The organism is Gulosibacter sp., assembly GCF_052090685.1.
Taxonomy (GTDB): Bacteria; Actinomycetota; Actinomycetes; order Actinomycetales; family Microbacteriaceae; genus Gulosibacter.
Genome location: NZ_JBQDBE010000008.1, coordinates 103,431 through 122,026 on the forward strand (window position 1 = coordinate 103,431; position 18,596 = coordinate 122,026).

At 60.4% G+C, this 18,596-nt stretch carries 17 protein-coding genes and 1 tRNA gene; 9 read left to right on the forward strand and 9 right to left on the reverse strand.

Annotation, left to right across the window (positions count from 1 at the left end):
- Positions 1–61: 61 nt before the first annotated feature.
- From ACTHXA_RS07095 to ACTHXA_RS07120, 6 genes are read right to left on the reverse strand one after another with little or no spacing between them, the layout of a single operon-like run.
- A complete protein-coding gene (locus ACTHXA_RS07095) occupies positions 62–880 on the reverse strand; it encodes a carbon-nitrogen hydrolase family protein (RefSeq protein WP_441670793.1) in 819 nt (272 codons plus the stop codon).
- Positions 877–1,551, reverse strand: coding sequence for an NADPH-dependent F420 reductase (gene npdG, locus ACTHXA_RS07100; protein WP_441670795.1), 675 nt, complete (start codon positions 1,549–1,551; stop codon positions 877–879). Before npdG ends, ACTHXA_RS07095 begins: the two co-directional genes overlap by 4 nt.
- A 2-nt stretch (positions 1,552–1,553) precedes the next feature.
- Positions 1,554–2,585, reverse strand: a complete 1,032-nt coding sequence (locus tag ACTHXA_RS07105; protein WP_441670797.1) for an LLM class flavin-dependent oxidoreductase — start codon at positions 2,583–2,585, stop codon at positions 1,554–1,556.
- A 24-nt stretch (positions 2,586–2,609) separates the two neighbouring features.
- Complete coding sequence (gene hydA, locus ACTHXA_RS07110; protein WP_441670799.1) at positions 2,610–4,055, reverse strand: dihydropyrimidinase; 1,446 nt, start codon at positions 4,053–4,055, stop codon at positions 2,610–2,612.
- A gap of 12 nt (positions 4,056–4,067) precedes the next feature.
- Positions 4,068–5,420 carry an aminotransferase class III-fold pyridoxal phosphate-dependent enzyme gene (locus ACTHXA_RS07115; protein WP_441670801.1) on the reverse strand — a complete coding sequence of 451 codons (1,353 nt, stop codon included), beginning with the start codon at positions 5,418–5,420 and terminating at the stop codon, positions 4,068–4,070.
- 25 nt (positions 5,421–5,445) lie between these two features.
- Entirely contained in the window at positions 5,446–6,021 is a 576-nt protein-coding gene (locus ACTHXA_RS07120) for an amino acid synthesis family protein (protein ID WP_441670803.1), read from the reverse strand.
- A gap of 392 nt (positions 6,022–6,413) precedes the next feature.
- Between ACTHXA_RS07120 and ACTHXA_RS07125 the strand changes: the two genes are divergently transcribed.
- The 7 genes from ACTHXA_RS07125 (at position 6,414) to ACTHXA_RS07155 (ending at position 14,105) form a co-directional block, all read left to right on the forward strand.
- Complete coding sequence (locus ACTHXA_RS07125; RefSeq protein WP_441670805.1) at positions 6,414–7,229, forward strand: ABC transporter substrate-binding protein; 816 nt, start codon at positions 6,414–6,416, stop codon at positions 7,227–7,229.
- Positions 7,226–8,263 (forward strand): FecCD family ABC transporter permease, encoded by a 1,038-nt coding sequence (locus tag ACTHXA_RS07130; RefSeq protein WP_441670807.1) that lies wholly within the window; start codon positions 7,226–7,228, stop codon positions 8,261–8,263. Before ACTHXA_RS07125 ends, ACTHXA_RS07130 begins: the two co-directional genes overlap by 4 nt.
- On the forward strand, positions 8,263–9,087 hold the full coding sequence (locus ACTHXA_RS07135; protein ID WP_441670809.1) for an ABC transporter ATP-binding protein: 825 nt from the start codon (positions 8,263–8,265) through the stop codon (positions 9,085–9,087). The genes ACTHXA_RS07130 and ACTHXA_RS07135 overlap by 1 nt, the downstream gene beginning before the upstream one ends.
- Before the next feature lie 5 nt (positions 9,088–9,092).
- Complete coding sequence (gene cofD / locus ACTHXA_RS07140) at positions 9,093–10,133, forward strand: 2-phospho-L-lactate transferase (protein ID WP_441670811.1); 1,041 nt, start codon at positions 9,093–9,095, stop codon at positions 10,131–10,133.
- Between the two features lie 13 nt (positions 10,134–10,146).
- Positions 10,147–10,968, forward strand: a complete 822-nt coding sequence (locus ACTHXA_RS07145; RefSeq protein ID WP_441670813.1) for an IclR family transcriptional regulator — start codon at positions 10,147–10,149, stop codon at positions 10,966–10,968.
- A gap of 90 nt (positions 10,969–11,058) precedes the next feature.
- The gene (locus tag ACTHXA_RS07150; RefSeq protein ID WP_441670815.1) at positions 11,059–12,258 is read left to right on the forward strand and encodes a pyridoxal phosphate-dependent aminotransferase; all 1,200 of its coding nucleotides are present in this window, start codon (positions 11,059–11,061) and stop codon (positions 12,256–12,258) included.
- A gap of 143 nt (positions 12,259–12,401) precedes the next feature.
- Positions 12,402–14,105 carry an SWIM zinc finger family protein gene (locus ACTHXA_RS07155; RefSeq protein WP_441670817.1) on the forward strand — a complete coding sequence of 568 codons (1,704 nt, stop codon included), beginning with the start codon at positions 12,402–12,404 and terminating at the stop codon, positions 14,103–14,105.
- Between the two features lie 68 nt (positions 14,106–14,173).
- Here the strand turns inward: ACTHXA_RS07155 and ACTHXA_RS07160 are convergent, their stop codons facing one another.
- Positions 14,174–14,524 carry a hypothetical protein gene (locus tag ACTHXA_RS07160; protein ID WP_441670819.1) on the reverse strand — a complete coding sequence of 117 codons (351 nt, stop codon included), beginning with the start codon at positions 14,522–14,524 and terminating at the stop codon, positions 14,174–14,176.
- 329 nt (positions 14,525–14,853) lie between these two features.
- On the opposite strand from ACTHXA_RS07160, the gene ACTHXA_RS07165 reads away from it, so the two are divergent.
- Positions 14,854–15,636: a hypothetical protein gene (locus ACTHXA_RS07165; protein ID WP_441670821.1), complete on the forward strand. Its 783-nt coding sequence runs from the start codon at positions 14,854–14,856 to the stop codon at positions 15,634–15,636.
- Positions 15,633–17,066, forward strand: coding sequence for a hypothetical protein (locus ACTHXA_RS07170; RefSeq protein ID WP_441670823.1), 1,434 nt, complete (start codon positions 15,633–15,635; stop codon positions 17,064–17,066). Before ACTHXA_RS07165 ends, ACTHXA_RS07170 begins: the two co-directional genes overlap by 4 nt.
- A 136-nt stretch (positions 17,067–17,202) precedes the next feature.
- Here the strand turns inward: ACTHXA_RS07170 and ACTHXA_RS07175 are convergent.
- Positions 17,203–17,274: transfer RNA gene (locus tag ACTHXA_RS07175), tRNA-Gln, on the reverse strand.
- Between the two features lie 179 nt (positions 17,275–17,453).
- Positions 17,454–18,482, reverse strand: coding sequence for an Lrp/AsnC family transcriptional regulator (locus ACTHXA_RS07180; RefSeq protein ID WP_441670825.1), 1,029 nt, complete (start codon positions 18,480–18,482; stop codon positions 17,454–17,456).
- Between the last annotated feature and the right edge of the window lie 114 nt (positions 18,483–18,596).

An 18,596-nucleotide genomic window follows, 5' to 3' on the forward strand; every position in this document is an offset into this window, starting at 1 on the left:
CCTCAGTGTCGGTGCGTTCATGCAGCGTTGCGTGAACGCACCGATGCTGCCGGACCTCGAGTCATTCTTGGGTCAATGTCCCGTATAGTTCGGGACGGCGGTCGCGGAAATAGGGGCGACGCATCCGCGCAGCGCGCATCGCTTCGATGTCGACGTCGGCGACCGCGATGCCCTCTTCCCCTTCAGGGGCCTGCGCGAGCACGGTGCCATCTGGCCCATATACCGCACTGAGCCCGAAGTAGTCCTTGGTCCCTTCGAGACCGACTCGGTTCGAGCAGATAACGAAGAACTGGTTGAACGCGGCGTGCGCGCGCAGTTCCAGCTGGAACACTTCCTTCATTGGCGCCGACGCAGATGCGACCGGCACGCACAGCACGTCGCCGCCCTTTAGTGCGACGGTACGTGAGAGTTCGGGAAAGTGCCGCTCGTAGCAAATGATTGTGCCCACTTTGGCTTCACCGGCATCCACCACCGAGGGCTCTTCCTGGCCCGGTCGAAAGTAGAACTTCTCGGGGAAGCCGTTCGAGAACGGCAGGTGCGACTTGCGATAGATCTGTCGGGCCTCGCCGTTAACGAACGTCACCGCGGTGTTGTGGAAGGCACCGGGCACGTTCGTGCCCTCGAAGAACGATGAGACGATCGTCATCCCGTGTTCGAGCGACTTCTGCTGCACGAGCGCATTCGAAGGGCCGTCCATCGTCTCGGCCCATTTGATGTACTCCGGGTCCGGCTCCGGCTGCACGAACGGAATCGCGAAGAATTCCGGCATGAGCAGAAGCTTTGCCCCCTGTGTCGCAGCTTCATCGATGAGTTCGCCTGCACGGCGAAGAGTGGCTTCGCGATCTTCCGTCGCGCGCAGCTGCAGTGCAGCGATCTTCATTTGGTATCTCCGTTCTGTCGGATGCCGGTGATGTAGACGCTGGTGTTCGTCTTGTAGCGCTTGTTCATCGAAATGAGCACCGCCGTGAAGGGCTCGAGGTGCCGCGCGAGTCGCAGCGCGCCCGCGTCGACGCCGCGGCCACCGGTGACGAGCTCGGCGAGGCGGATGACGGTGGCCTTAGACTCTTGATCGTCACCGCACACGAGCACGTCTTCGTGGCTGAGGTCGTGGTCGAGCTTATGCAGGTTGACCGCCGAGAGATGGTGGAACGCACCCGCGAGCGTCGACTCCGGAAGCAAGCGGGCCGCTTCTTCAGCAGCACTGAGGTCTTCAATCTGCATGCCGACCGGGCCGCGCTTATCGAATGCGAGAGGATTGACGCAGCTGATGACGAGCTTGCCCGCGAGGGTGTCGGCAAGCGAGGTCACGAGTTCCGCATGGCCCTTATACGGCACCGCGAGAATGACGGTGTCGGCCTGATCGATCGCGTCGGCGTTCGCCATACCCTCGAGCCGCCCATCTGGGCGGTGCGTGTCGACGAGCGTGGCGGCTTCCGCCGCGGCGCGCTCGGCATCCCTTGAGCCGAGGATCACGTGCTCGCCGGCGACCGCGAGTCGCAGTCCGATTCCGCTTCCTTGAGGGCCGGTGCCCCCGATAATTGCGATCGTCATGGTTAGGAAGCGACCGTTTCGGCGACGTCGGCCTGCAGGGCCTCGGTCACGTTGACAAGTGTCTGGTGGTGGTCGCCGTGCGTCGAGAGCACCGGCACGCGCACGCCAGCCTCGTGGTATTCGAGCAGCTTCGAGACGACGTCATCGGTCGAACCGCACGCCGTGACGTTCTGTACGAGACTGTTGGGGACGAGTTCCATCGCGCGCTTGATATCCTCCTTCGTCGCGGGCCAACCCGCGATTTCCTGGATGCGCTCGACGAGTTCTGGCTCGACGCCCGAGTGCGCAGCGATGTGCGGCTGCTGCATGAGGTAGAGGGTGAGAAACGCCTTGCAGTGGTCGATCGCCTCCTGCGGGTCGGCGTCGTTCACACTGCACGCGACGATCTGCGTGAGGTCGATCTCGTTCACACTGTCGGTGCGCTTCGCAATACCGCGGCCGATGGCTTCCTTCGCACCGACGAGGTAGGACGGCGGCAGCAAGAAGTCCATGTGCACGCCATCCGCGATCTCGCCCGAGAGCTCGAGCATCTTCGGGCCAACTGCCCCCACGTATACGGGGACGGGTACGACGGTGTTCTCGCGGTACATGCTGTCGAAGCGCACGCCCTCGACCGAGTAGAACTCGCCGTTGAACGTGACCTGCTCGTTGTTGAACAGGCGCTTGACGATCGTGATGTATTCACGCATCGAGGCGACCGGCTTGCGAATGGGCGAACCGAGCTTCGTGGCGAGGGGCTCCCACCACGCGCCGATGCCGAGGATCGCGCGGCCGGGAGCGACCTCATCGAGAGTCTTGAAGGTCACAGCCATGAGTGCTGCGTTACGGCTCTTGTTGTTGACTACGCCCGTGCCGATGCGGATGCGTTTGGTCTCCTTTGCGACGATCGCAGCTGGCACGATGCCGTCGCGGGCCATACGGCCTTCTGCGACCCAGAAGGAGTCGAAGCCCTTCTCATCGGTGTACTGGGCGACCTCGTAGATCTCGGGGAGGGTCATACGGTCGCCGACGTGGATTCCAAGTGGAATTCGCATGGTCTTGCCTTTCGTTTGGGGGCGTTAGTAGAGTTGAGCGTTTTCGCGGCAGTGGTACTGGCCGCGGGTCGTGGTGGCAGCCTCTTGCAACTGCCGGTCGTGGATGAGGACCTTGCCTCGGCTGAGCACGGTCACCGGAAGCCCCGTGACGTGCATCCCCTCGTAGAGGTTGTAGTCGGTGCGCGAGTGGCTCTCGGCGGCGGTGATCGTGTGATCACTGTTCGGATCCCACACGACGATGTCGGCATCCGCGCCTACCGAGACCGTGCCCTTGCGCGGGTAGAGACCGAAGAGCTTGGCGGGGCGCGTGGCGACGAGTTCGACGAAGCGGCAAATGTCCATCCGCCCCTCGACAACGCCTGCTTCCCAGACCACCTTGAGGCGGTCTTCGAGCCCGGGCACACCGTTCGGAGTCTTTGGGAAGTAGCCCGGCGATCGCAGCTTCTGGGGCGGCAGGTCGTCCGGCTGCTCCATACAGAACGCGGCGTGGTCGGTCGCGAGGGTCGACAGGCCATCGGCGGCGAGGTATTTCCACAGCCCCGCCTGGTTCGCGCGCTCGCGAATCGGCGGCGAGCAGATGTAGCCCGCAGCGCGATCACCGAGTCCCTCATAGTCCTCGAGCGCGGTCAAGAGATACTGCGGGCAGGTCTCGCCCCATACCTCGATGCCTTCGCTGCGAGCGCGCGCGATCTCGACCGCCGCTTGTTCGCTCGAGACGTGCACGACATAGAGTGGCGTGCCGACCTCCTCGGCTAGCACGATCGCGCGGTGCACCGCTTCCGCTTCTGACGAGTGGCCGTGCGCATCCACGTGATGGATCTCAGCCGTCTTGCCGGATTCGAGCAGCTGGCTCGAGGCACGGTTGATCATGTGTCCGTTCTCGGCGTGCACCATTGGGAGCGCACCGAGGCGTTTCGCGAGGTCCATACCGGCGAGAAGTTCGTTGTCCTCGACCATCTGCGTTCCGGGGTACGCCATGAAGAACTTCCAGCTCGTGACGCCCTGCTCTTCATAGAGCCGCTCGAGATCCTCGTGCACGTCGGCCTGCTGTGCCAACGGCGGCACGATCGCGTGCAAGCTGAAGTCGACGATGCTCTTTTCCTCGGCCACCTTGCGACGATCCACGAAGGTCTCGTAGAGGGATGCATCCGGCCGCTTCTTCACGAAGTCGATGAACATCGTCGTGCCACCAAACGCGGCAGCGACCGACCCGGTTGCGAAGTCATCCGCGGTGCGGGTCGTGAAGCCATCGATCGGGTACTCGAGGTGCGTGTGCACATCAATCCCGCCTGGCATGACGTACTTGTCGGTCGCGTCGATTACGGTATCGGCATCCCAGTCGTGGTCGACGCCGATTCCAATGACCCGTTCTCCGCGAACGAGCACGTCCGCGCGAACGAATCCTTCGGCGTTCACGACCGTCCCGCCACGGATGAGCGTGGTCGGTTCTGAGGAGGGTTGAGCTGGCATTGCTTCGGTTCCTTAGCCTTCGTAGTGACGGTCCGCGAGGTCGAGCACGTCGTCGAGAATCTCGAGCGCGAGGTCGATCTCGTCATCCTTGATCACGAGCGGCGGCGTGAGTCGCATCACGTTGAAGTTCGACGAGAGATAGAGCCCCTTCGCCATAGCGGCCTTGTTCAACTCCTGCATAGGTGCGGCTGCCGCGCCCACTGCGTTGAACGGCACGAGTGCTTCCCTCGTCTCGCGGTTCTTGACGAGCTCGAGCCCGTAGAAGAGACCGCGGCCGCGGATATCGCCGATACTCGGGTGGTGTTCGGCGAGCTGCGCGAGGCCGGCGCCGAGCCGTTCGCCCTGTGTTTTGGCGTTCGCGACGATGCCTTCGTCCTCCATGATGTCGAGCGAGGCGACCGCCGAGGCGCAGGCAAGCGGGTGGCCCGCGTAGGTCTGCCCGCCCCAGAACTTGTTCTCCATGAGCCACTCGGAGATCTTCGCCGATACCGTCATGGCACCGAGCGGTACGTAGCCCGAGTTGAGGCCCTTGGCCGTGATCAGGATGTCGGGCGTGACGTCCCAGTGATTGCATGCGAAGAGTTCGCCCGTGCGGCCGAAGCCCGCCATGACCTCGTCGAAGATGAGGATGATGCCGTACTTGTCGCAGACCTCGCGGATCGAGCGGAGGTAGTTCTCACCGGGGTAAATGAGGCCGTTCGTGCCGGTGACCGGTTCAAGGATGACCGCTGCCACGGTTTCGGGGTTCTCGAACTGCAGGATCTCTTCGAGGTGCGGCCCGCCCGAGCATACCGGGCAGGGCGAGGGGTGACCGGCGGGGCAGCGGTAGGTGTACGGGTCGAGCATGCGCACGACATCGGGCATCGAAGCGCCCGAGTGCCAGTGTCGCGGGTCGCCCGTCAGCGCGAGCGCTCCAGCGGTGGCACCGTGGTACGAGCGGTAGCGCGCGACGATTTTGCTCCGACCGGTGACGTGACGCGCGAGGCGGATCGCGTTCTCGTTCGCCGCTGCGCCGCCGGTCGTGAAGAAGCTCATCTTGAGGTCGCCGGGGGTGATCTCGGCGAGCTTCTTCGCGAGCAGGCTGCGCGATTCTTCGGCGAAGTTTGGCCCGATGTAGCAGAGTCGGTCCGCCTGCTCCTTGATCGCCTCGACGAGCCGGGGATGCTGGTGGCCGAGGTTGCTGTTGACGAGCTGCGACTGGAAGTCAAGGATGCGGTTGCCGTCGTAGTCCCAGAACCAGGAGCCCGCGGCGCCGGCGATCGGGCGGGCGTTGAGGCCGCCCTGCTTCGACCACGAATGGATGACGTACTCGCGGTCGGCTTCGACGAGCTCTTCCTTGGTGAGGGTGGGAGCAAGGATGGTCATGTGTTCTCTCCTGTCGTCCGGACGGCTAGGCCGAAACGTCGGCGGACGCCTCGGCGCCGAAGACGGCGAGGCGAGCAAGCGGGCGGCCGGAATTCGCGGCGATGCACGCGACAACGATTTCGTCGGGACGCGGTGCGTCTTCGATCCGGAACGTGATGGTCTGGTGGTGCGAACGGGTCTTCGCGTCGAGCTTGTGCTTGAGGGGGACGTCAATCGGAGCGCCGATGACGCCGGTCTTCTCTGCGCCGGGGAGTAGCTCGGTTCCGCGCGCGGCCTTACGGAAGACGTTGCCGAAGCGGAGGTTATGGATGAGTGCGGAACCGTGTTCGGTTTCGCCCGCGGTCCCGACGAGGGCCGCTTTGCCGAATGCTTCGACCTCGTCGTCGAGGAGCGCGACAGCCTCGGGCCCGATCAGCTCGCCGATTTCTTCGCCGAGCTGGTCGGCGATCGTCGTGAGGTCCTGCACGTAGCCGTCCACACCGTACGGGTTCTCGATCACCGCTGCGGCAACGGCCACGCGGTGGGGTCGCTCGAGGGGTACGCCGTTCTCGCTCCTGAGCTCTTCGACGAGCCGCACCAGTTTCCGAACACGAAGTGTCATCAGTCCTCCTTGACAAGTGGGGTAGTTCTAATAGTGAACCACTGGTTCACCTTTTCCGCAACTCCGAATTCAGTATCGATATTGCGCTCTCCCACTGGGCCCATTTCTAGAATCCAGTTAGTACGTTATCCTTGCAATCCCGGGCTACACAAGGGCGCAATGCTGCGCCCATACGATACGGCCCCCAACAACAGCGAGGCCCATTCTCAATGATTCAGAAATCAAACCGTCAGTTCATTTTCAGAAAAGCGGCTGCCGCTTCGCTCGCACTGCTGGTTCTAACGGGCTGCGCAACCACCTCGAGTGACGCAGCATCCGAGACATCGACTGCGTCTACCACAATCGACAATTGTGGGTTCTCCCTTACTACGTCGCCGGTCCCCGAGCGTGTCGTGACGATCAAGTCGACTCCCCTCGAGCTGATGCTCGCGCTCGGACTCGAAGACCGCGTCGTCGGTTCCGCATTCCTCGACGGCCCTGTGTCGGACGACCTGGCACCCGCTGGTTGGGCTCCGACTGTACTTGCGGACGATCTGCCGAGCCAAGAGGTATTGATCTCTGCCTCCCCCGACCTCGTGTTCGCAGGTTGGGAGTCGAACCTCAGCACCGACGGTGTCGGCACGCGCGAAGACCTCCTCAGCAAAGGAATGCGCACATACGTCGCCCCGCCGGCATGCGAATTCGGGGGTGCGGCTACAGAGCCACTCACCTTCGATGGTGTGTTTCAAATGATCACTGAAGTTGGATCGATTTTCGAGGTGGAAGATCGCGCCGAGGCCCTCGTTGCCGAGCAGCAGACACGGCTCGACGCCGTTGCCGTGCCCGCGGAGAGCACCACCGCGCTCTGGTACAGCTCGGGGGACGACACGCCCTTCGTCGGCGGTGGCACCGGCACGCCCAACATGATCATGGCGGCTGCTGGGCTCGAGAACGTCGCCGCGAGCGAGCCGCAGAGCTGGTACAGCATGCCGTGGGAGTCCTTCGTTGCGAGTGATCCCGATGTGATCGTGCTCGTGGATGCACCGTGGAACTCGGCCGAGCAGAAGCGCGAACGCCTCGAAGCCCATCCGGCTGCAAGCAAGATGACCGCCGTGCAGGAAAGCAACTACATCATCGTCGATTTCGCGACAACAGAGGCCGGCGTGCGCAACGTTGAAGCCGTCGAAACGATCGCGAACGCGATGGCGGAGCTTCCCGTCACGCCATGACCAGAACGCTGGAGCTGAATCGTCCCGTCCGCGCTTCGCGCACGGGACGATTCGCCGCAACAGTCGCAGTATTAGCGCTCTGCCTCGTCGCGTCCATCATCCTCGCGGCGCTCTTCGGCGCCGTGACTCTCCCCCTCGACACCTTCGACACCGCGGTGACGACCCCGCCGCATCTCTGGGATTCGAATCAGATCATCCTGATGCAGGTGCGCATCCCCCGTGTGCTCACCGCCGCGATCGTCGGTGCCGGCCTCGCGATCTCCGGGGTCGCACTACAGACGACCCTGCGCAATCCCCTGGCCGAACCGTATCTTCTCGGCATTTCGTCCGGAGCCTCGCTCGGTGCGGTGTCGGTTATCCTACTCGGCGTCGGGCTCATGCTGCCCGTCGCGGCGCTCCTCGGCGGCACGCTCGCGCTGCTCGCCACCCTAATCCTGAGCGGCGCGCGCACGAGAATGCCCGCCGAGCGCGTCATCCTCGGCGGTGTCGCCGTGACCGCGCTCTTCAGCGCGCTCACGTCGCTGGTGATCTTCCGCTCCCCCGACAGCGATAGCTATCAGCAGGTGCTGCACTGGCTGCTCGGATCGCTCGCGAGCTCGAGCTGGCAGAGCGTGTCCATCGCGGGTGCGGCCTTCGCCATCTTCGGCACCGTCATCTTCTGTTTTTCCCGATTGCTCAGCCTGTTCCTCCTCAATGACGACGAGGTCGCCTCGCTCGGCATCAACACCCGCCAGGCGCGCGCCGGCGTGCTCACCGTCGCCGCGATGCTCGCCGCAGGCATGGTCTCTGTGTCAGGCGCGATCGGTTTCGTCGGGCTCATCGTGCCGCACCTCGCGCGGCCCCTCGCACGGGGCTCAGTAATCCGGCACCTCGTCAGCGCCACCCTCATCGGCGCGATTCTGCTCGTGTGGTCGGACACGTTCTCCCGGCTGATCGCGCTACCCGAGGAGCTCCCCGTCGGGATCACGACGTCCGTGCTCGGCGCGATCGCCTTCGCCATCATCATGATTCGTCAACGAGGAAACCACGCCTAATGCTGTCGACATCCGCCCTCACACTCGCGCGCGGTCGCGACTTCGTTTTCGAAGCGCCCGCCCTGGAATTCGAGCCCGGACACATCGTCGGCGTGCTCGGACCGAACGGTGCGGGAAAGAGCACGCTGCTGAGCATCCTCGCCGGGCACGTGACGCCGAATTCGGGCTCAGTGCGGTGGTCCGGGTCGACGAAGCGTCAGCTCGGGAGCCGTGAGTGGGCGAAGCGCGTCGCCTATATCGCGCAGGAGACGGCGCAGGCGCCGAGTTTCACCGTGCGGCAGTTCGTGGAGCTCGGTCGAGTACCGTTTCGCGGACTCTTCCAGCCTTACACCCGCACCGATCAGATTGCCGTCGACGAGGCACTGCATCGCTGCGACATCAGCCACCTCGCCGAAGCACCCTTTGCTGAACTCTCCGGTGGCCAGCGCCAGCGGGCGAAGATCGCCCGCGCGCTCGCACAGGAGCCGCGCGTACTCATCCTCGACGAGCCGACGAACCACCTCGACCTCGCCGCGATCCGCGACACGATGGCGCTGTTGCGAAGCCTCGCCACGGGGAACGTGACCCTCATCGTGAGTCTCCACGACCTCGATCTCGCGACGGTCGTCACCGACACCGTGGCCATCGTCGCCGATGGTCGAGTCCACGCGGTCGGCCCCACCGCATCCACCCTCACCGCGGATGCCATTCGAACGTATTGGAAGGTCGAGACAGTGACAATCGATGGCCCGGATGGTCGCCGATTTTTGCTCGACCACGGCAGCACAACCGGGCAGCGCACCAGCATTTCGAACAATTCCTTAGATGAGACGAGAGAACGATGAAGAACGTGACATTTCTGAGTGGCGGCATCGGCGGCGCTCGCCTCGCCTATGCCTTCCAGCAGTGGAATCGGCGCGCGGGGTTGCCGTGTGCGTTCACCGCGATCGTGAATGTTGGCGACGACTTCACCCACCTGGGGCTGCGGGTCTCGCCGGATATCGACTCGGTCACCTATCATCTCGCAGACCTCGGCGACCAGCACCGCGGCTGGGGACGTGCCGGTGACACCGATGCGGCGATTCGCGAGGTGCAGCGCGTGCTGCCCGAGGCGGGATGGTTCCAGCTCGGCGACCTCGATATCGCCCACAATGCAATGCGCACCCACCTGCTCACTGAGGGCCTGACGCTGAGCGAGGTCACGGCGAAACTTACCGCGCGCTATGGCGTCGACATGCGAGTGCTACCCTCAACAAACGATCCCTCGCCCACGCGAGTACGGTTCTCCGGCCCAAATGGCACTTCCGTCGACCGCGGGTTTCAGGAATGGTGGGTTCGTGATCGGGCCGAGCCGCTCCCTCAGTCGTTCGAGTTCCCGCTCGTGGCATCTACATCGCCCGCCCCAGGTGTGATCGAGGCGATTTCAGGAGCGGATGTAGTTGTGATCGCACCGTCAAACCCTATTGTGTCGATCGAACCGATCCTCGCGATTCCGGGCATTCGCGAAGCAGTGGAGCGCGTATCCGCACCGGTGGTTGGCATCTCGCCGATTATCGCGAACAAGCCGGTTCGTGGATGGGCCGATCGCTGCCTCCAGGTGGAGGGAGTGGACTGCACGGCCTCGGCCGTTGCCGAACGTTACGGCCATCGGAACGAAGGCGGTCTTCTCGACGGCTGGCTCGTCGACGAAGGGGATGTGACCAGTTCGCGCTCTTTTCCAGGACGTGTTGCTGCGAGCCCGCTCCGGTTCACTCGCGGTGAGGAAGACTTCCAAATTGTCGATGCACTCTTTGAACTCGCAGCGAAGTGTGAAATGCAACGCTCCGTGAATTCACATCGATCCGTGAATTCCCTCATCCCTCAGAGTGAGCGAATCACCCACTCGGTTTAGGTATTATCCCAAGATGAGTACTAAGCCGGAAGCGAATGACTCCGAACCAAGAACGCGAGATGGACTTCTCAACCGCTCTATGAACGTATTGCGGGTAATTTCGACGTTTCCACACGGCGTCGGGCTAAGCGAACTCACTCGGCTCTCTGGCGTGCCGAAGGCCACTTGCTTCCGCATCATCACTGCGCTGGAAGAAGAGGGAGTGCTTGTTACTGACGATGAGACGAAGCGAATTCGTATTTCGGTCGGATCGCTGTCGATAATCGGCGGACTTCTTACCCAAACGGGCACGCTCCGGGCAATTCGCGAAATTCTTTCCGAACTTTCTAAGAAGTCCGGTGAGACAACGGGATTCGATATGTTGCAAGATCACAACATCATTGTCATGTTGCAAAACGTCGGCCCTTCACTAATTGGACAGACTTTGAAATCCACGCCACGCATCCAGCCACCGTGGCTCACCTCGACCGGAAAGTCGCTGTTGTCATACCGGGACCCGAAGGCGGTGCGCGAGTTGCTCGCGCCCCACTACCCCAGTGAGAAATTGGCCCAGCTCGACTCCTTTATCGATTCGCTCGAACCTGCGAAAGTGCATGGATATGCGTGGCTGTACGGCGCGCTCGAGCGTGATGCCGCATCTGTGGCCGCGCCAGTATTCGTTGGCGACCTGCCAAAATACGCAATCTGGATCGGCGGTCCTACCTACCGCATCACACCGGACAATGTTCGACAGCTCGGACAGATGGCTATTGAAGCATCTGATCAGGCCGCAAAGCTGCTCTCGGCGACGGACCAGGTGGGTACAGATTTCTCTGCAACCTCATTGATCGCTTAGCGACCCACACGCTCCGATCCAGGACACCATTGGGCGGTTTTCCACTGCCAGATAGTCACAATGGGGATAAATCTGCGCTAAACTGAACCAATGGTTCAGAATACTCGTCTATCAATGCGGATCGGCGAAATCGCCGAGTCCACCACTCTAAAAATCGATTCCAAAGCCAAAGCGCTCAAAGCCGAAGGGCGCCAAGTCATCAGTTTCGCCGCAGGTGAGCCTAACTTCACGACACCTTCTCATATCGTGGACGCCGCCCGTGCAGCGCTCGATTCACCGAATAATTTCCGTTACTCTTCCGCAACGGGGCTCCTCGAAATGCGGGAGGCTATCGTTCGAAAAACATCGCGCGACTCCAGACTTGAGGTTTCGCCGAGCCAGGTAGTTGTCACGAACGGTGGCAAGCAAGCGGTATATCAAGCCTTCCAGGCATTGCTCGATCCGGGCGATGAAGTACTCATGCCGAGTCCCTATTGGACGACCTACCCCGAGGTCATTCAACTCGCGGGTGGCGTGCCAGTAGAGGTCTTTGCTGGCACCGATCAGGGCTTTAAGGTCACCGTTGAACAGCTCGAGTCTGCTCGCACGGAAGCTACTAAGGTTCTGTTGTTCGTCTCCCCATCGAATCCGACAGGCGCGGTTTACTCACACGAAGAAGTGAAGGCGATTGGTGAGTGGGCACTTGAGCATGGACTCTGGGTGATTTCCGACGAAATTTACCAAAACCTTACGTACGACGGCGCTCGAGCAATCTCAATTGTCGAGGCAGTGCCCGAACTCGCTGACCGCACGATTCTCGTCAACGGCGTCGCGAAAACTTACGCAATGACCGGATGGCGACTCGGTTGGATGGTCGGTCCCACCGACGTCATCAAGGGTGCCGCAAATTTACAGTCACATCTCACGTCGAATGTGAACAACATCGCACAGCGTGCGGCGATTGCGGCGCTGGATGGTCCCCTCGAACCGATCGAGGCAATGCGCCAGGCATTCGAGCGACGCAGGACTGTGATCGTAGATGCGCTCAACCGAGTGAATGGCTTCCGTTGCCCGTTACCGCAAGGTGCCTTCTACGCTTACGTCGACGTCACTGGAGCACTCAACCGAAACATTCAAGGCATCACTGCACGGACCTCCCTCGAACTCGCTGACCTCATCCTTTCGAAAGCTGAAGTTGCGGCTGTCCCGGGGGAAGCCTTCGGGCCCAGTGGGTTCCTGCGATTCAGCTACGCACTGGATGACCAAGAACTCATCGAAGGAATCCAGCGAGTTCAGGACCTTCTTGCCTAGCTATTGGTTACTGTCCCGACTCGGTCGTTGAATCACCACTTGACCAATGCGACGAGCGCACATGCGCGAACTCTCAACAGAGCTGTCTGCACTTCGCACAGGAGTCGAGCTTTGTTGAGAGTTCGCCGCTTAGAGTAGGTCAGATGGCAGCGCTCAGTCAGACAGCACTCTTTGCGGCGACCGACGAGGATATCGTTGACCGCGGTCGCGGATATGTATCAGTCGTGAGCAGGCTTCGCATCGGAGAAGGTACCGCCACGGCGAATGTCCGCGGCACGCACTCCTACCGGTGTGAACTGCAATGGGATACACGCTCGGTCACCGGGTGGTGCAGCTGCCCGCACTCCCAGAGCGGCTATTTCTGCAAACACCTCGTTGCGGTCGGGCTCGCGATCGTGGGTGACACGGCCGAGGAAGCATCAGAACAGGCTGCGCATCCAGTCGGCAGTTCCCACTCCATTGAAGCCGTCGCGAACGAGCAGGCCCAACAATTCGAATTGGTCAACAGCTGGCTATCGGGGCTGAGCCACAGTGAACTGATTCGCATTGTGTTGGAGATGTCGAGTCTCAGCGAAACCGGGCAACGCATGCTGATCACCAGGGCGGTGATGGCCAGCGGAAATACGCAGGCCGTCGCGAAGGAATTGCACTCGTCCGCGAAGCAAGCGTTGAGTTTTCGCGGATTCATCGACTATTACCGCGCATACGAGGTTGCTCAGTCCGCCGAAGAACTCCTTGATGAACTCGACGACGCCATCAATAACGGCGCAGCGGACGCGGCTGAGCCAGCCTTACGGTACACGCTGCAGCGTATTCGAACCGTCATGGAATCAGCGGACGATTCCGATGGCAGCATCGGCGATGCCTTGTACCGCGCCGTTGACCTGCACGCGCGCGCATGTCTCGAGGGGAACCCTGATCCCGTCCAGCTCGCCAAATGGCTCGTGAAGTATCGAAGCAGTTCGCCGGGGTGGCCGGAGACACCGTTGGAGCTCTACGTCCAAGCATTCGATGCGAAGGCTCTCGATACGTATCGTCGAGGAATCGAGAAATTTGCCAATCACTCCGATACATCGACGTTCAGCCGAAGCCAAGTCCTACTCGAACTCGCCGACCACGACAGCGATCTTGATCGTGCGGTCGAGATCCTGCAATCTGGCGATCATCCGCAATATGGCGAGATCGTCTCCCGCCTCCGTGCTGCGGGGCAAATTCGCCGAGCCATGGAATTCACCGAACGCGCGATTGACGAAGATCGAATTCGCGTCGATGGCGGGAATACCTACTGGCTTGATGCGGAGGAGGTCGTCTCCTGGCTCGACCAAGACGGGCGGCAGGAAGAGGCGTTACAACTCTTGCGAGACCTTTGGAATCGGCGTCCAGAAATCCACAACTACCGAGCATTGATGAAGTACGCGACCAAACTCGAAGTAGGAGACGAAGAACACAGCCGCATCCGCACTGTGCTCGAAGATCGTGCGCAACAAGCTGACAACGGGCGCGAAGTAATCGAGACTGCGCTCGAAGATGACGACCTTGACTGGGCATGGTCCGCCGCAGAACGGTGGGGTGCCGGACACATGCGCCGCAGACTTGCTGACGCCAGCGCGTCCACTCGGCCAGATCAGGCCGCCGCCCTATACCGCGAGGAACTCGACGACTTCCTCCGGACGGCGAATACTCGCTCTTATCCGTTGGTCGCCGAGATCCTCCTCAGGATGCGCGCGGGGTACGCGAGCGCGGGTGCAGTAGAAGACGCGGATGCGTATATTGCGCAACTTCGTGAGACCTACGCGCGTCGGCCGGCACTCCTCCGCGAACTCGATCGCAATGGGCTCACTGGTTAGGCCGGACCGCGGTTGAGTTCGCAGCGGACAAGTGCATCTCAAATTCCGCGCTGCGAACAATTATTGAGTCAGGGGCGCTGCGCCCCCGGCAGGCATTCGCGCACTTCAATCCAGGTGTCGAGTTCGCCCGCCAGCCTGGCAGCGAGTTCGACAGCGCGCTCTTTAGAATCAACCCGAACCACCCAAATTCGCGCAGACGGTTTGCCCTCCTGGTTATAAAAGCCGTCCCGAATCTCAGCCCCGGGGCCTACAACGATGGCTTGCGATTCGCTGCCGAGCACTTCAACCCAGTCGAGTTCGGATGCCATGAATAATTCATTCTCGAATTCTGCAAGGAACGCTGTGGCTTCATCTCGCCACTCTGGGCTGCGGTCCTGCAACTCCACTTCACGAATATGCCACGACAGCAAATAGCGCATGATCGTCTCCTTAGCGATTGCCAACGTTGGCATCGAAGCGAAGCAGACTCCGCATCCGATGCGTTGCTGCTTCTATGCTCCCGTACCTGCCTGAGGGGATCATGGTGCAGGAGATGACAGCGCTGCGATCCCCGCTTCACATCTGCTTGACCTGTCACGCGAATGGCTTTTCATTTGTCCGTCCTGCACTGTCACCAAAGTGCGTTTGAGAATTGTCTAGGCGATCTGGCAGGCTCTTAGTGAACTCACGATGAGCAAATTGAACGATATTGGCGAAGTAGCCGTGAATGTGGCCCCAGTTATCGCTCGACCACACTCAAGGAAATTAGATGGTATCGAAGCGCGCATTTCTCCGGATTACCGGGAGTGTTATTGCGGTATCAGCGATCGTCGTCGGGGTGTCAGCGTGGGCGCTCACTGGCCCACTCACGGATTCTTCAAGCACACAAAAAGGTACCGCACAGGATCAAATCGACACCGCTGCGACAGAAGTATTCATCGGGGATGAACTCGACGTACTTTTACTTTCTGACGGAGATGTTGACGAGCTTTTCCCTGAAGTTGAGCCAGCAGGTGAGGCATCCCCAATCTTCGTACACCCCGAAAATGACGAGGATGAGACCAGCTTCCCGGCAATTTGTCTGCCGTTGATCATGCCGGACCTCCAGCCGGCCGTCGGTTCACTGCAGAAGCACCATGAAACGTCAGTGTCGACACCCGACGGTGACACGATCGAGATGCACCAATACGTATTGCAGTATGCCGATGTCACAACCGCCGAGAATTCGTGGGAGTACTACGCGACTGCGATATCGAATTGCACGGAGTTCTATTACACGCTGCCTTCAGAGTCTGAAGAATCTCTAACAGACTTGGAAGTGACGTATTCGCCCCTTGCCGAAGACTTCCGCACCGATGTTTCCGTAGTTGTCGGTTCCCTTGCCGACGCCAGTGCATCCGAAACCGTGGTTCATGCGACGGTCGCAAATACGATTATTCAGATCAGCCTGCCGACAGAAATCGGCTCCACCGTCGACCCAAAAGAAATCGCGCGCACGGTGGCCGACCGGCTTGAGGCTGGTTTGCAACAGCTCAAGGAAGGCTCGTTGTGAACTCTGGAATGACCGGAAACAAAGTATCCGCCCGGAGCCCATTGTTTTGGGTTCTCTCAATTATCGCGGTCGTTATGCTCATCGCTGCCGCCGTACTCGGTTCGATTGCATCGGCAAAGGCGATCGAACAGGGAGTATTTGTCACCGGCACCGACAGCGACGGCGACGGCTCGGACGTCACCCAGGAACAGCCTGCGCCCTCGACACAAGAGACCGCATCCGCGACTGAAATGGCGACCTGGGAAATCGAGGCGGATCGAATCGGGCCAATTCGACTTGGGGACGCTGTCGACGAGGTGCAGCGAGTGGTGCCGTGGGCGCAAGCCCCCGTCGAGGGTGAAAACTTCCATACGCAGACATCGGTTTATGGCGAGATTGCGGGCTATACGTGGACTCCTTTGGCTGACGACTCGTCGCGAGATTCCCAAAACCCGATACTGATCATCGAGTTGGATGCAGCTTCTACCGTCATCTCGATCGAGGTCGGTCACCGCAACACTCTTGAGGTGGACGAAATCCAGAATGGCGATATGTTGCCCTCAGTTCGCGGCGTCCGTGTCGGTGACGCTGCATCGGCTATGCGTGACTCCTTTCCTGGTGGCACGATGCAAGTCCTCTCCGAGGACGGAGTGTCGCAGTACGTCGTGACTGATCGTGATGCTCACGCACTCACCTTCACACTCACGCCGATTGCGCTGGATGAAATCCCTGAGGCATTGAGCGATTTTGATGACGCACACATCAACAGCATCAAGATTGAGGATGCATCCGCAAGAGGGTCCTCTTTTGACCTGATCCCCTACTACCTTGAAGAACAGGGCTTCGGAACCAATCCATCCACCCAACCGACGCCGGAGGCCGATACCGACTTTGACACCGGCACACTCACCGTGATGCATAGGCTGGACCCTTGGGCTGATTCCGCGATTGCAGCATCCGCCGAACCTGGCGAGGAGCTGAATGCGTGCATGCGCGATGTATATCGTTCCGATCTGGCGGTGAACTGCACCGGAGTGGACCATTGCTTCCTCAACGTCACCGAGACGGAAGCATTGTGCCCCGCGGTGATCAACGAAACACTCGGGTGGACTTTGCATCCGGTTCCTTCCTCGATCGACACCGCAAGCACAAACGACGGCAATCATCTTCGGCCAGTCGTTCTTGAACTCACAGACGGACGTGTGTGTTTCTATAACTCCGGCGCGAACACGGATTCAATCGACGGGTTCAGGACCGGGTCGGGAGCGTGCGGTCAGCTCGACACCGAGCAGTTTGTCGACACGCTTTGGGCGTTCCCAACGAGCGACTCCGCAGAAGTATTAGGCATGTATTTTCTCAAGCCAGAGGGGTCCGGGTATCTGCGGGTTGGCGTCGGCGGTGGTGACAACGAACCAGCCGAACTTGTCGATGTCATCAAAATCTATTGGTAGTGACAGTAACGCCATCTTCAGTACCAGCATGAGGGAGATCAGGGCGCCAGGGCTCCCGACGCAGTGGCTCACTGCGCTCGGCTCACCGCGAAAAGAAATACTCCCTCGATTCGCGCTGAATCGAGGGAGTTAATCGCTGGGCTACCTGGACTCGAACCAAGAATGACGGTACCAGAAACCGTTGTGTTGCCAATTACACCATAGCCCAGTGCTTTACGGCACCACGATAGCTTAGCCCACCCCGAAGATATTCGCCAACTCAACTCGGTCTCCGCTCCGGGCGGGGTCCTGCGTCGCCCGGACCCGTTCGGCAAACACCGCGTCCACGACATCTTGGCGCCATGGCGCTGCGGCGAGAAATCTAGTTGCACTTTGGGGAATGGCTCCTTATGGATGGACCGGATCACTGCCCCATCGAGGCGCGACAACCTCACCCGTTGCTCTACCGCCGGGCCCAAGTATCCAGCCCACACGTTTCACAATCTGCAGCCCCACGGAGCTTTCACGAATCTCCAACTCCGGCACCGCTGCCGTGAGTTGCTGCTCGACCGTGAGCACATCGGCGACTGAACGGAGCCACATCACAATAAAGAAATTGGTGCGCCCTGTCGTGGACACACAAAGTCGCAGCCCGGGAATGGTGGAAATAACTCTCGCTGCCTTGTCGTGAAGTTGAGCCGGCAATGTGCCATGCCACTGAACCGTAAGCGGATTGCCGGTCACATCTTGCGCGATTTCGGATCGCAGTCGTATCACTCCTCGACTGATCCCAAGACGAATCTGGCGACGGACCGTAGATTCGGACATACCGACTTCCCTTGCGATTTCGGATGCTGTGCGTCGACCATCCCGCGCCAGCGCATGCAGTACTTCTGGCGCAATTCGAGGTACCGGCTCATTAGTGTTCTCGACCCTCGTGGCGAGTTTCTGCACACTCGCAAGTTGGCCACGGTCAAGGACGTTGAGCCGCCAACCATCTCCAGCGAAATGTAGCCGTGTCGCAAAAAATACGTCCAAGCTCACGACCCCGGGCACTGTCGATATGTCCTGAATGAGGCGCTCTGACACTGATTCAAACGAGTCGGTCGACACAGTAAGGAGAAGCGTTCTATCGCGAGCAGAAAGATCAAGCGAAACAATCTCTGCAAACTTGCAGAACGTCTCAACCGCAGCGTCCTTGTACGCCAATTCGCAATGGACTTCGATGAACGCCAGCAACGGATTCGTCCGCGCCCCGATCGTGTGGGCCCCCACCCAAGCGATTCCCGCTGCTGTCAAACGCTCCCATCTACCGGCCAAGGTAGTCGGATGCGATTCAAGGATGTTCGCAAGCTCCGCCCAGGACGCTCGAGGAGCAATCTGCAGCGCGTGAATTAACTGGAGGTCTTCGTCAAGAAGCACGGATGGGTCGAACAATTGATCGTATCGAGATTTAATTTGCAAAAAATGATCGTTTCTTCATTATTTTTTGATTGTCATGGATGCATAGCCACACTAGGTGAACCGTTGTAATCAACACCAGCAAGGAAG

What these genes read in the sequence shown, in the direction of transcription:
- ACTHXA_RS07155 (WP_441670817.1), top strand. Translation starts at nt 12,402, where the DNA reads ATGGCAGCGCTCAGTCAGACAGCACTCTTTGCGGCGACCGACGAGGAT.
- hydA (WP_441670799.1), bottom strand. Translation starts at nt 4,055, where the DNA reads ATGCCAGCTCAACCCTCCTCAGAACCGACCACGCTCATCCGTGGCGGG.
- ACTHXA_RS07130 (WP_441670807.1), top strand. Translation starts at nt 7,226, where the DNA reads ATGACCAGAACGCTGGAGCTGAATCGTCCCGTCCGCGCTTCGCGCACG.
- ACTHXA_RS07160 (WP_441670819.1), bottom strand. Translation starts at nt 14,524, where the DNA reads ATGCGCTATTTGCTGTCGTGGCATATTCGTGAAGTGGAGTTGCAGGAC.
- ACTHXA_RS07095 (WP_441670793.1), bottom strand. Translation starts at nt 880, where the DNA reads ATGAAGATCGCTGCACTGCAGCTGCGCGCGACGGAAGATCGCGAAGCC.
- ACTHXA_RS07150 (WP_441670815.1), top strand. Translation starts at nt 11,059, where the DNA reads ATGGTTCAGAATACTCGTCTATCAATGCGGATCGGCGAAATCGCCGAG.
- ACTHXA_RS07115 (WP_441670801.1), bottom strand. Translation starts at nt 5,420, where the DNA reads ATGACCATCCTTGCTCCCACCCTCACCAAGGAAGAGCTCGTCGAAGCC.
- ACTHXA_RS07120 (WP_441670803.1), bottom strand. Translation starts at nt 6,021, where the DNA reads ATGACACTTCGTGTTCGGAAACTGGTGCGGCTCGTCGAAGAGCTCAGG.
- ACTHXA_RS07165 (WP_441670821.1), top strand. Translation starts at nt 14,854, where the DNA reads ATGGTATCGAAGCGCGCATTTCTCCGGATTACCGGGAGTGTTATTGCG.
- ACTHXA_RS07105 (WP_441670797.1), bottom strand. Translation starts at nt 2,585, where the DNA reads ATGCGAATTCCACTTGGAATCCACGTCGGCGACCGTATGACCCTCCCC.
- ACTHXA_RS07145 (WP_441670813.1), top strand. Translation starts at nt 10,147, where the DNA reads ATGAGTACTAAGCCGGAAGCGAATGACTCCGAACCAAGAACGCGAGAT.
- npdG (WP_441670795.1), bottom strand. Translation starts at nt 1,551, where the DNA reads ATGACGATCGCAATTATCGGGGGCACCGGCCCTCAAGGAAGCGGAATC.
- ACTHXA_RS07135 (WP_441670809.1), top strand. Translation starts at nt 8,263, where the DNA reads ATGCTGTCGACATCCGCCCTCACACTCGCGCGCGGTCGCGACTTCGTT.